This is a genomic window from Steroidobacter sp., from assembly GCF_036402275.1.
Classification (GTDB): Bacteria; Pseudomonadota; Gammaproteobacteria; order Steroidobacterales; family Steroidobacteraceae; genus Steroidobacter.
In genome coordinates, this window is sequence record NZ_DASWTF010000028.1 from 13,681 (window position 1) to 26,574 (window position 12,894).

At 61.5% G+C, this 12,894-nt stretch carries 9 protein-coding genes; 7 read left to right on the forward strand and 2 right to left on the reverse strand.

The window, feature by feature from the left end:
- The first annotated feature begins 13 nt into the window (after positions 1-13).
- From VGD45_RS12895 to VGD45_RS12910, 4 genes are read left to right on the forward strand one after another with little or no spacing between them, the layout of a single operon-like run.
- On the forward strand, positions 14-1,483 hold the full coding sequence (locus tag VGD45_RS12895; RefSeq protein WP_331155718.1) for a TolC family protein: 1,470 nt from the start codon (positions 14-16) through the stop codon (positions 1,481-1,483).
- Between the two features lie 35 nt (positions 1,484-1,518).
- A complete protein-coding gene (locus tag VGD45_RS12900) occupies positions 1,519-4,083 on the forward strand; it encodes an FHA domain-containing protein (protein ID WP_331155719.1) in 2,565 nt (854 codons plus the stop codon).
- On the forward strand, positions 4,047-5,426 hold the full coding sequence (locus VGD45_RS12905; RefSeq protein WP_331155720.1) for an HlyD family efflux transporter periplasmic adaptor subunit: 1,380 nt from the start codon (positions 4,047-4,049) through the stop codon (positions 5,424-5,426). Before VGD45_RS12900 ends, VGD45_RS12905 begins: the two co-directional genes overlap by 37 nt.
- Positions 5,423-8,500 carry an ABC transporter transmembrane domain-containing protein gene (locus VGD45_RS12910; RefSeq protein ID WP_349263265.1) on the forward strand — a complete coding sequence of 1,026 codons (3,078 nt, stop codon included), beginning with the start codon at positions 5,423-5,425 and terminating at the stop codon, positions 8,498-8,500. Before VGD45_RS12905 ends, VGD45_RS12910 begins: the two co-directional genes overlap by 4 nt.
- An 81-nt stretch (positions 8,501-8,581) precedes the next feature.
- Here VGD45_RS12910 and VGD45_RS12915 read toward each other — a convergent pair whose 3' ends face one another.
- Positions 8,582-8,845: a hypothetical protein gene (locus VGD45_RS12915; RefSeq protein ID WP_331155722.1), complete on the reverse strand. Its 264-nt coding sequence runs from the start codon at positions 8,843-8,845 to the stop codon at positions 8,582-8,584.
- 247 nt (positions 8,846-9,092) lie between these two features.
- On the opposite strand from VGD45_RS12915, the gene VGD45_RS12920 reads away from it, so the two are divergent.
- Genes VGD45_RS12920 through VGD45_RS12930 form a run of 3 tightly spaced genes read left to right on the forward strand, consistent with a single transcriptional unit; the run spans position 9,093 to position 11,476 of the window.
- On the forward strand, positions 9,093-9,359 hold the full coding sequence (locus VGD45_RS12920; protein WP_331155723.1) for a hypothetical protein: 267 nt from the start codon (positions 9,093-9,095) through the stop codon (positions 9,357-9,359).
- A 55-nt stretch (positions 9,360-9,414) separates the two neighbouring features.
- Positions 9,415-10,167, forward strand: a complete 753-nt coding sequence (locus VGD45_RS12925; protein ID WP_331155724.1) for a peptidylprolyl isomerase — start codon at positions 9,415-9,417, stop codon at positions 10,165-10,167.
- Positions 10,168-10,198: 31 nt separating this feature from the next.
- Positions 10,199-11,476: a sigma-54 interaction domain-containing protein gene (locus VGD45_RS12930; protein ID WP_331155725.1), complete on the forward strand. Its 1,278-nt coding sequence runs from the start codon at positions 10,199-10,201 to the stop codon at positions 11,474-11,476.
- On the opposite strand, the gene VGD45_RS12935 is transcribed toward VGD45_RS12930, so the two are convergent.
- A complete protein-coding gene (locus tag VGD45_RS12935) occupies positions 11,473-12,834 on the reverse strand; it encodes a hypothetical protein (RefSeq protein ID WP_331155726.1) in 1,362 nt (453 codons plus the stop codon). The two genes, VGD45_RS12930 and VGD45_RS12935, sit on opposite strands and share 4 nt — an antisense overlap.
- Positions 12,835-12,894 lie beyond the last annotated feature (60 nt).

Genomic DNA, 12,894 nt, shown 5'->3' on the forward strand with positions numbered 1-12,894 from the left:
TGGGGTACCGACCGTGAACCACCGTGGTCCGCTCGATCGCGTCGAATGGATTCGATGGCCGACACTTGCCGCTTTCGCCCTGGCTCTCGTGCTGGCGGGCTGCGGCACCATCCAGGGGCCCGCGTATCAGCGGCCCGACACTCCGGACAAACCGCAGTGGTCGCAGCTCGAAGGCCGGGAGCTGAGCACGTCGGAAGTCATTCAACCGGACTGGTGGCATGGCTTCGGCGATCCTTATCTGATCCAGCTCATTCAACGCGCCATCGATCAAGGCCTCGACATGCGGATCGCGGCGCTGCGCCTGGACAAAGCCGGCATCCAGCTCGGCAAGGATCGGTTCAGCGCAACGCCCAAGGTGTCCGCATCGCCGGCCGACAGCATCGAGCGCGGCAAAAGTAACAACCAGAAATCCGCGACCACTCGTGAGACCGAATCGTTGGGCGCCAGCCTGAGCTGGGAGCTGGATCTTTGGGGAAAGATCCGCAAGGACATGCAGGCCGCCGACGCGCGCTATCGGGCCACTGAGATGGACTGGCGTGGCACGCAGCTCACGCTGATCGCGAGCGTGGCCGAACGTTACTTCCAGATCCGTCAGTTCGACGAGCAGATCGCACAGCAGATCGCTTCGAAGCAGCAGGCCGAGCAGCTGCTCGGCATCTATCAGGCGCAGCACCAGGAAGGCATGGTGCCAGAGACCAAGATCCGCTCGCAGAAGGCCGAGATCAACGGTCTGCAGAATCGTTTGATCGACTTGCAGCGCGGCCGCACCGAGTCGGAACTGAAGCTTGCAACGCTGCTCGGCGTGCCCGCGGGCGAGTTGTCCGTGCCGGTCGGCACCTTGCGCGGCAGTGTGCGAATCATAGAAATGCCGGAGGTGTTGCCCGCCGATGTTCTGTCCCGGCGGCCCGACGTGCTCAGAGCCGAATACAGCGTGCTCCAGGCGCATCACCTCGTGGGCAAGGCTCGCCTGGCCCGACTGCCGACGTTCTCGCTCACGGGCGCCGCGAAGACGGGGACGAGTTTTGTTTCGACCGTGATCAATACCTGGACCTTCGGCCTGGCCGCATCGTGGGCGGGCTTGTTCGATCGAGACCTGGCGATCGACGTGAAGCTCAACGAAGCGGACGTGCGCATCGCCCGGGAGGAATATCGTAAGACCGTGCTGGGCGCCTATGAGGAAGTCGAGATCGCGCTGTTGAATCTGAATGCGCGTCGGCAGCAGATCAAGGAGCTCGAAGCTCAAGTCGCCGATCTGCAGGTCGTGCGCAACGTGCAGGATGCCCGTCTGCGTGAAGGGCTGGTGTCGCAGCTCGAAGTGTTCGATACGGAACGGACCCTGCTCGGCGCGCAGCAGGAGATTCTCTCGATGTATCAGCTGGTGCTCACCGACACCGTCACGCTCTACAAGGCTTTGGGCGGCGGCTGGGAGTCGGCGCGGCCCGGCGCGGAACCCAAAGTGACAGTTTCCAAGAGCGCGAAGTGAGCGCGCCCCTGCGGTCCCCTCATGACGGTTCGATCATGAAAGTCATTCTGAAGCCCATTTCCCACCCCAGTGTGGGTGAGATCGACATCGTTGACGATCTGTTTGCGATCGGTCGAAACGAGGAGCCGTTTGCCTCCAGGCTGGGCGATGCGGCGGAAAACCTTTCGCGGCGTCACGCGCGCGTGTTTCAGGAGGGCGGCAAGATCTTTGTCGCCGACCTCGGCAGCCGCAACGGCACTCGCGTCAACGAGCGGGAGCTGAAGCAGAACGTCGCCACTTCTCTGAAGAACAACGATCGCATCACCTTTGGCGACGCCGTGGAGTTCGAGGTGGAGATCCGGGCCGCCACTGAAAAGACCTTCGATAAGGCGCCGGCGATTCGTCTCACGCTCGTGCCGGAGGATCCGGCCACCGGTCTGGACGCGATCGTTATCGACAGCTTTCCATTCCTGGTCTCGCGCAACGAAGGAGAGTTCGAGCTGTACAAGGAGCGCTTGCCGGCCGCATGGCGCAGGCTATCGCGGCGGCATGCCGTGATCGCGCTGAAAGGCGGACGAGTCAGTGTCGAAGATCTCGGCAGCTCCAACGGAACCTTCGTCTCGGGAGAGAAGCTCGATGAGCGGGCGCGTCAGATTTCGGAGGGCGACGTCGTCGCTTTCGGCGATCCGCAGTTTGCTTATAAGGCTCACATCGAGACCTTGCATGAGCCCACTCAATTCGCCGGGACGGTGTTGCGTCGGCCCGACCCACAGCTTTCACCAGGCGTCGAGCAGCCGTCCGTCGTTGCAGATGAAGCGGAAGTCATAGAACCACCCGAGCAGGCGGCGGCGGTTGAGCGGCCCGCGAGCGTCGATGCGCGCGCTGGCGCGAATCGCACACGTTTCGTCAGCTCGGCGGATTCGTTCATCAATGTTTTCTGTGCGGACGATGAGATCGTGGAAGGAACCGGCGCTGAGAACGGCGCGGCGCGGACCTTGGAGGTGCAACAGCTGAGAGCGCCCACCACGGGGCTTCGCAAATTCCAGCTCATCCTCAGACAGGTGGGGCGTGCACTTGGCGCGGATGGATCTGCCGCGCGTCGTATCGCCTGGGGCGCGGCCGGTGTGCTCGGTGCCGTCGTGGTCGCTGCCGCGATCACTTATTTGATCGGTATGGATCGCCGCGGAATCAAGGACCTGCTCGAGGAAGGGCAATACAGCGAGAGCGCCAAAGTGGCGAACCGCTACCTCGAGCGCAATGCTGACGATCACCAGGCCAGCGCGTGGGCTGAAGAGGCGCTCACCAAGGCGATCGTGCCGTTCTGGGTGAGCTACATGGAGCAGGGCCGTTTCGAGGATGCCGAGCGGTATCTGGCGACCCAGCGCAAGCAATATCCTTTCATTCCACGCGGCCTGCAGATGATCGACACGCTCTCATGGGCGGGCAGAGTGGAAGCGCACTTCGCGGAGCGCGGCGGTGCGAATTCGCCGATCATTCTGTTCCGGCATGAAACGCCGATCCGCACGTTGGTCGACGAGTGGCGCGCGAACAGCTTCAGGCATCAGCAGATCATGGACCAGATCGTCACGCGCGAACCGAAGTTTGAAGGCATACACACGCGAGTTTTCAGCAGCCTGACCAGTCTGCGCAGCGACAACGCGACCTACGTCAAGGCGATCGAACAACTGCAGACGGCCATCGAGGCGGCGCTGAAGCGCGACGACCGCGCGGCCATCGCCAAGCTGATCAACGAATTCACCGCCAATTATCCGCGCGTCGCCGGCGTCGATGTGCTGCGCGAAGATCTGGCGCGCTACGACACTCTGAATCAGCTCGTTCGACAGAAGGAGCTGTTGCAGCTGGTGCATCTGAGCCGGACCGCGCAGTTCCGAACGCCCATCTTCGCGAACTACGTCGATGGCTGGCTGGAGAAACAGTTGCCGCCTGCCGAGATCATTGCCAAGTACGCGGAAGCGTCTGTCGCCTGGAACGCCGGCAAGCACGATCAAGCCATCGCCACTCTGGAGTCGGTCAAGTCCGGTCCTTGGGGAGAAGTGGCGACCCGGCAGATCGCGCGCTACCAGAAGATCGGCGCCGACTACAGCGCTCTGCGGGCCGCCAAGGGCAGCGATGGCTATTACGACCGCCTGCTGGTGATGTGGTCGGAGCTGCGTCCGAACGAAGACGAACATTTGATTCGCGCGCTCGAGCCGGATTTCGTCGCCCACCGGGATCAAGTGCTGCCGCGACTGAACAAGTCACTGGAGCGGGTGCGCGGTTACTGGTCTGAATACCAGACTGCTGGCGGCATCACTGGGGTGACTCGCGTGGAAGAGCGCGTAACGCCGCGATTCTCCGGTCAAGCAAAACGCCTTTCCAGCGCGTATCGCGAGATCAGCACCGGCGCGCGAACTTATCGTCTGTTGCAAATCACGCCGCCCCCGGAGTGGCAGACGTTGCAGCAGGAAGTCGTCGACGAGGTGCAACGCCAGCGGCGCTGGCTGCAGGACCTCGACATCGTTCTGGAGCCAGTGCTGCTGCACGCGAAACTGGATCTGCTGCCCGAAGTCTCGGAGCAATCGCTATGGGTACAGTCTACTACCGATCAAAGAAAGGACTGAATCGCTTCCTCCAGGACCATGGTCCGGAGGGCGTCGCGATTCTGGCGGATCAACCCTCGAGGCTGATTCGCATGACCATCATGGTGCTGTTCGGGCTGCTGGTCGCGGCAGTGCTCTGGTCCTTCTATGGCAGAGCCGACGTGGTCGTGCAGAGCCAGGGCGTGGTGAAGCCCGAGCTGGAGCAACAGGGGGTGTATCTGCCGCTCAAGGGTGAGCTCGTCAACATGTATGTGACGGAAGGAATGCCCGTCGAGCAGGGCGACGTGGTGGCGCGGATCAATTCTCCCAACGCCATCGAGCTGGCCGGGCAAGCGTCGCAGGCGAAGGTGCATCTAGCCGCGGCGGAGCGCGGCAGAGAAATGTTTCCAGTCAAGAAGAAAGCGATGCAAAAAGAAATCGAGGCGCTCAAGGCCAAGATCGCCGCCGAAGAGCGCGATCATCGCTGGCGCGTCGCCGAGAGCATCGCGAAACTTTCCGAGGAGCAGCAGCTCAAGCTGGACAAAGCCCGCGCCAAGCTGGCCAAGGCCGGCGCCGAGCGCGATCAGGCGCAGCGCGTGGTGGACCAGCACGAACGTTTGTTCAATTCGCCCGGCAACGGCGGCCTGTCGCGGGACCAGGTGGAAGAGAAGCGCAATCTGCTGCGGGAAAAGACCCTGGATTACAAACTCGCCGAGGGCGAGCTCGGCGAGTTCGAAGTGACGTTGATGCAGGAGTACGACAAGAGGAAAGCGGAGCTGCAGAAGAAGTCACAGGAACTGCTCGCGAGCCAGGCTCAGTACGAGACCGCGATGGTGCGCCTCGTGCAAGAGGAGGAGCAGGCGGAGACCGAGTTCCGGCTGGCGCGATCCAAGGCGAGGTCGGCGTCGCGAGTGAGCTACGAGGACATCGACGAAGACAACTTCATGCGAGTCCGTGCGCCCGTCGATGGAGTGGTCACCTCGGTGACCTTCACCGATGTCGGCGCGCAGGTCGATGAAAAGACCCCCGTTGCACTCATCGCGCCCAAGGGATCGAGAAAGGTGCTCGAAATCGAGATCCACGAGCGCGACCGCGCGTTCCTGCAACCCGGCATGCCGGTGCGGGTCAAGGTGAATGCGTTCCCGTTTCAACGTTACGGTGTCTTGAACGGCGAGCTGGAGCACATCGCGCCCGCCTCGACCACCAATCGCGACACCAAGCAGATCGTCTACAAGGCGCGGGTCGGGCTCGAGCGGGATCACTTCGTGGTCAACGACGTGCCCGCTCCGGTCCGCTACGGCATGGCCGTCAAGGTCGAGATCGTGGTCGACCATCGTCGCCTGATCGATCTGGCGCTGGACCCGTTGAGAAACACTGTCGGATGACCCTCATGAAAGAACTCCGCTCGCTGGCCGATGACGCCGTGGTCGAATTCCTCGGCACGGTCGAAATGTTCTCCGCATTCACTGCCGCCGATTTGCAGCAGTTGGCCACGTATGCGGATTCGCACTGGTATGAATTCGGCGAGCCCGTCTTCGAGGCGGGACAGAAGAACGCCGGAGTGTATGTGGTGCGGTCCGGCAGCGTTCGGTTGTTCAGTGAAGACAGCGGCAAGGAAGTCAGTCAGGGCGTTCGCAAGGCCGGCGACGTGCTCGCCGAAATTGGAGCGCTACGCGAACACGTGCATGAATCCTCGGCACGCGCCTCCGCCAAGACCGAAATACTGTTTATATCGCGCGAGGCCATCGCGCCGGTGCTGGCCAACAACAAAGATGCAGCCGCGTTTCTGACGAGCTACACGGCGATACGCATGGCAGGCGGCGTGGTCAGCCGTCTGTTCGATCTCAAGGGCAAGGTCGAGCAGGCCGAGTTGGCGCAGTTGGTGCGCAGTCTCGGCGTCAAACGCGTGGAAGCGGGCGCCACGATACTCACGCAAGGATCTGCTGAAGACCGCCGGCTGTATGTCGTGCGCCAAGGCAAGGTGAGGATCACTCGCGAGGAAGAAGGCACTCAATATTCGATCGGCACTGCTCGCCAAGGCGAATTCTTCGGTGAGTTCGCGGCGCTCAATCCAGGCGAGCAGCCGGCATCGGTCATCGCCGAAACGGATGCGGTGCTGCTGGTCATTCCCACCGATACGTTGCGCTTGCTCCTGGATCGCAAACCACAGATCAAAGAGTTCCTCGAATCCAGGATCAAGACCGCTGAGCGCGAGCTGGAGCGGCAAAAGCAGCTCGCCGAGCGCAGAGGGCGGCGTTTGCTGATCGACCTGGCGGGTCGTGGGGGCGTGGGAGAGAAGGTCCTGCCACGCTTCGAACTGGTGGAACAAGCGGAAGAAGCCGACTGCGGCGCCGCCTGCCTCGCCATGATCAGCAAACACTATGGCATCGCCATCACACTCGGCAAATTGCGCGAGATGGCCAATGTCACGACCGAGGGAGCGACGCTCGACAGCCTCGCTCGTGTGGGCGAGTCGCTTGGGTTCACGGCGCGCGGCATGAAGTGCACGTATGAATCCATGCTTGGATTCGAGCTGCCGTTCATCGCGCATTGGGAGGGATACCACTACATCGTGGTGTATGGCGTGTCGAAGCAGCACGTGTGGGTGGCCGACCCGGCGCGGGGCTTCGCAAAGATGGACGCGGCGGACTTCGAGAGAGGTTGGACGGGGACCTGTCTGGTGTTCACGCCGGGCGCCGATTTTTCCCAGGCGCGCGTCGGCCAATCTCCTTGGTTGAGATTCGTGGGCTATCTGGCGCCATTCAAGAGCGTGCTCGGTTACGTGGCGATGGCCACTTTGGTCATCGAGCTGTTGGGCGTCGCGCCGCCCATCATCGTGCAGAACATCCTGGATCGGGTGGTGGTCCACAACAATCTCAATCTGCTGCACGTGCTGATCGTCGGGCTCATCATCATTCATTTGTTCACGCGTCTGACGACGCTGATGCGCGGCTTCCTGGCCAATTACATCCGGCGCAATCTCGACTTCGAGATGATTTCGCAGTTCTTCCGGCACACGCTGTCGCTGCCGCTGGATTTTTTCAACAAACGGCGGACCGGAGACATTTTCGCGCGCTTCCAGGAAAACATGAAGGTGCGCAATTTCCTCACCGAGTCGACCGTCAGCACGCTCTTAAACGCGCTGATGGCGTTCATCTACTTCTTCGTGATGTTCCTGTACAGCGTCAAGCTCACCTTGCTGCTGATCGCCTTCATGGTTCCGATCGGCGTGCTCACGGTGATGGTGACGCCGAGAATCAAACAATACGCACGCCGCGCCTTCGAGACATCCACCGACGCCGAGTCGGTGCTGATGGAGACGCTGAGCGGCGCCGAGACCGTGAAGGCCATGGGAATCGAGCGCTCGATGCGCATGCGTTGGGAAGGCCGCTACGCCAAAGCACTGGACGTGCAGTATCGGGCGCAACGCTTCGATTTGCTGGTGGGGTTCACGGGGCAGATGCTCAGCGCCGCGAGCTCCGTCGTGATTCTCTGGATCGGCGCCAGCATGGTGGTGAGCGGAGATTTGAGCATCGGCCAATTGATCGCGTTCACCATGTTGATGGGCAGCGCCACGGCGCCAGTCATGGGGTTGATCGGTCTGTGGGATCAGTTGCAGGAGACGGGCGTCGCGATGGAACGCCTGGGCGACGTGCTGGATCTCGAGCCGGAGCAGAAGCCGCAGGAGATCGAATCGCGCATCATGCTCCCCAATCTCAAGGGCGACATCCGCTTCGACAACGTGTTCTTCCGTTATGGCGGCAACGACAACCGCTTCGTGCTGGAGAGTCTGCGTTTCGCCATCGAGCCCGGTCAGCTGGTCGCCATCGTCGGCCAGAGCGGCTCCGGCAAGACCACGCTCGCCAAGCTGATCGCGGGCTTCTACGGGCCGACCGAGGGCACGATCTACGTCGACGGCTACGACATGAAGCTGGTGGAAAAAGAGTACTACCGCGCGCAGCTCGGCTATGTGATGCAGAACAATCTGCTGTTTTCGGGCACCGTCGCCGACAACATCGCGGCCGGTGAGGAGAATCCCGATCGTCGCCGCGTGGTCGAGGTGGCGAAGATGGCCGATGCGCACAATTTCATCAGCGCCATGCCGCTCGGCTACGAGCAGATCGTCGGTGAGCGAGGCATGGGCCTGTCAGGCGGACAGGCGCAGCGCCTGTGCATCGCCAGAGCGCTGTATCACGATCCGCGCGTGCTGATTCTGGACGAGGCGACGTCGGCGCTCGACAGTCAATCCGAAAGTAACATTCTCCGGAACATGCAGGACGTGCTGAAGGGGCGCACCTCCATCGTGATCGCCCATCGACTCAGCACGATCATGAACGCGGACAAGATTCTGGTGCTCTACAACGGCAGTCTGGTCGAGGAGGGCGTGCACGCCGAGCTGATCGAGCGTAGAGGCATGTATCACCAGCTGGTGCAGAAGCAGATGATGAGTGCAGCGTGAGGCGGCTTCGTTTTTTTTTTGTAGCGTGAATACAAAAAGGCGGAGGTCCTTTCGGACCTCCGCCTTGCGCCGAGCGTGAGCTCAGATGCGGACGAAGTGATTCCAGTAGCTGTACTCGGTCTGGACGCGGGTACGGCGCCAGGTCTCAGAGTACTTGCGGGCCCAGTAGCCGTCGTGAATCGTCGTGTACTGGTACTGCGCCGACATCAGCGTGTAGCCGCTCCACGCGCCGTTGTAGTAAGCGAGGCCGGTCAGGTGATAGGGGCCAGCGCCGGCCAGTTCGCCCATCGAGGCGCGATCGAGGGCTTCAGAGCAGGAGAGGTCGTTGAGGCTCAAAGTGTTCATGCTAGTGACTCCGTAAGTAGTAGAGGTTGCCGTCAAAAGCGCTTTGCGTCGCGCTTGACCACAGAATTGCAGGCGCCGTGCCAGCCGTGCCAGAGGCGGGAAAAACGTCGTTAAGTTGCTGAAGCAATGGAACAAATAGTTTGAGGGCCGAAACAGCGTGCGACGCGGCACGCGTCCGATGCACGCAGCGTTGTCGGGTCGCGACCAACAGGAAGTTGGCACGACGCCGTCATATGGGGAGACACCGATGAGCAAACTCATCATCGCGGATCTGGAACACAGCATCGAGCTCGATCGCGAGGCGATGCGCGTGATCATAGGGCTCGGCACACGCAAACTCTGGCCGAGCCAATCGACTGCATTCTTTCTGTTGCACACAAAACAGAGCGCCACTGGCGCACGCGCCGCGGCGAATCGCTGGTCTGCTTATCTTCGGCCGCTGCCGAGCGAACCTTTGCAACCTCACATGCACTTTAGACGGCCTGGACGAACGCGCTCGGACGGATCACAGTAACGACGTTCGCGATCGATGTTTGTTTTGAGTATTTATTTTTCGGGGAGTGTTCGTCATGACCAATCTCATTCGCATCAATGACGAAATCATCAGCTCCGACAGCTTCGTCAAGCTGCTGAAGTTGAGCGGCCGGTTCGACGCCCTCATCGATGAAATCGTGCAGGAAAAACTGGCCGTGCATTCGGCGAAGCGGCACGGCATCCGGCTCACGCCCGAGTCGGTGCAGCAGCGCGCGGATCAGATGCGCCGCGTGAACGGGCTGCATCGCGCGGTGGACATGAAGCGCTATCTGGACGGCATGAAGGTCACGCCCGAAGAGTACGAGATCTATGTGACCGAGACGCTGTGCTTCGAAAAGATGATGGAACAGGTGGTGACCGACGACAAGGTGGAACAGTTCTTCCGCCTGAACTCGCCGCAGTTCGACAGCATCGACGTGAGCCACATCGTCGTGGACTCCGAAGGCGAGGCCAAGGAGATCATGGCGATTCTCAGCGACGAGCCTGAGCAATTCGAAGGGCTGGCGCGCGAGCATTCGATTGCCGATACACGCGGCCACGGCGGGCATATCGGCAGCGTGCTGCGCGGAGCAATGCGCGGCGACGTGGAGGCCAAGGTGTTCCATGCGCAGAAGGGCGAGATTCTCGGGCCGTTCGCATCGCCGGATGGCACGTGCTTCGAGATCTTCATGATCAACGACAAGCGGCCGGCTACGTTGGACGAAGACACCAAGACGGAGATCCGCCGCCTGCTGAGAGAGCAGTGGCTGGCGGCTCAGGCCAGTGAGCACCGGCTCGAGATCATGTGATTCGACTTCATCTCAATGGGGCCTGGCCGCGATGAAAACCGTCGACTTGCAGCCGGAGGCGACGATCTCGTACGCGGCCTTGTTGGAAAAGATCGAGATTCTGCGTTCCACGTTGCGTTGGGCGCAGAGTCTCGACCGGCCGCAGATCAATAAGCTGCTGAACCAGTGCACGACGCTGCGTGAAGAGGTGCTGCGCCTGTCGCACACGGAACGCTTCGTCAAAGCCAGTGCCTCCACGCCACGAAATCAGAGCGTCGCGCAGCGGCGGCACGCACTTCTGGAGAGAGACTTTCAATTCGAAGGCGTGTTTGGCGACAGCCCACGACTGATCGAGTCACTCGAGATCGCGGAGAAGGCCGCACGCACGGATCTGCCAGTGCTCATCGATGGCGAGAGCGGCACCGGCAAGGAGCTCATGGCCAAAGTCATTCACGCGAACGGCAACCGTGCGGAGCGCCCGTACATCACGGTGAACTGCGGAGCGATTCCCGAGAACCTGCTCGAATCCGAACTGTTCGGCCACAAGCGGGGCGCATTCACGGGCGCAAACGCCGATCGGGCCGGCAAGTTCGAGGCTGCGAATGGCGGCACGATCTTTCTGGATGAGATCGGCGAGCTGCCGCTCATCGGGCAAGTGAAGCTGCTGCGAGTTCTGCAGTCGAACGAGATTCAGCGAGTGGGCTCGGACCAGGTCATCAGCGTCGATGCGCGCATCGTCGCGGCGACCAACAAGAACCTGCTGGAGATGTGCAAGGCGGGCGCCTTCCGCGAAGATCTTTATTATCGGCTCAGCATCATCCAGATCACGTTGCCGGCGCTGCGCGACCGGCGCGATGAAGTTCCGCTCTTGATCGAGTATCTCGCGAGCGAGGCAGCGGCGCGGCTGCAGCGGCAGCCGGTGAAATTGTCGCGACGGCTGACGACCTTCCTCAGCGGTTACGATTACCCGGGTAACATTCGCGAACTGCGTAATATCATTTTTCGGATTTCATGCCTGGCCGCCGATACCGCGGACCTGGAGCATCTGCCGGAGAATGTGCGTTCCAGAGTTCCGGAACGCACCTCGCAGGCGGAGGCGGACACGGCCACCTCGCTCAACGACGCCAAGCGCAAGGCAAGCGACGAGGCCGAGCGCAGCTATCTGCAGGAGTGCCTGGCGAAGGCGAACTTCAGCGTGACCAATCTTGCGCGCAACATCGGAATGAATCGCAGCCATGTGCAAACCTTGCTGAAGAAGCATGGGCTCAGCGCCCGGCAGGCCGCTGCCAAGGCGCGCTCGGATGGCGCGTCGTCGACGAGTGCGACCTAGGCGGGCGCGCGCTTCGGCCCTGTATAGCGCAGAACCCACAGCCCTTGGTTCTTGTCGGTGATGTAGATGTTGCCTCGCCGATCGACCAGCACGTCTTCGGTCTGCGTCACCAGTGGTCCTTGTGGCATCGGTCCGAGTCGCTTGGTCGGATCGGGCGGCATGAACCAACCGACTTCGCGTGGCAGGCGTGCATGTGAGACGTCGTAGATGCGCAGGCCCGCGTTGAAGTGCGCCATATAAAAGAGATCGCCTTGCTTCTGGACCGCGGGATTGTGCTGCAACTGGTTGGTGTTATGCGGACCGCTCCACCCCGGGCGTTCGGCGAAGCTGCGATAGCTTGCACCTTGCGGCGGAATGGGCTCGGGAAAAAGCGATATCAGCGTGGGCTTTGTGGGCTCTCGAATATCGACGATGCCGGCGAAATGTGCGGCGCCCTTGCCGTATGAAGTGTCTTCCGAGCTCACATAGGCAACGCCACGCTCGGGTACGGGCATGACGGTGTGCACGCCGAAGGTCGAATGAAACGGCGGACTGAAGGGAATTCGTGCGATCTGTCGTGGCCGTGTTACGTCAGAAATGTCCAGGACGACGAGGCCGGGCGCGCCGTACGGCAACCACGCACGATTACCTTCAATCACTGCGGGCCCGTGTAGCGAGACGTCTTTGCCGTCGATATTGCAGAAGCCGTGTGACGCCATTTCATCGCGTGCAGGTGCGCTCGCATTGGGGGCGCTATCTTGACCCGGCACCCACCAGCGGCCGACTTCCTTCGGGCGCGTACGATCCTGGATGTCGACGATCGAGTAAATGTTGCCGGTGAATCCGGGCGCGCCGGCGGCGAGGTGCATATAACGGCCGCCCTGGTAGCCGTTACGATGAGTGCCGCGACCTCCGGTCCGGTAGTGACCGACTCGTCGCGGCCGGATGGGATCGGTGAGATCCCAGAGCAACACGCCTTCCTCGTAAGGCCCCTTTGGATCGAGGCCCCAGGGAGCATTCTCCAGTCCTTTCTCCAGACTGGTGATGAGGGTGTTGTCGGCGAGGTCCACTTGTAACGTGAACGTGTTGTCGGGTCCCTGCAGAAAGTTCACCAGCTGGGGCCGCGCAGGGTCGGTGACATCGAGAATGTTCCAGCCGCGATGCCAGAAACATCCGGTGTACAGATACCAACGACCGCCACGCTCCAGAATCGTCAGCTTGAATCCCGGACGCTGCTCGAGATCGTGATAAGCGATCGCTTCGACATTCCAGGCGCGCGAGCCTGCCGGAATGGGTGGCGGTTCTGCGCTCCAACTGCGGCAGCCGGCGAGCACGCCGGTTGCGGCCAGACCTTTCATCACTGCTCGACGATCAAACATCGGCATATCACCCCGACAAACGCGCAGCAGCCAGTGTCCGATAAGCAGATGCCGTTGTCT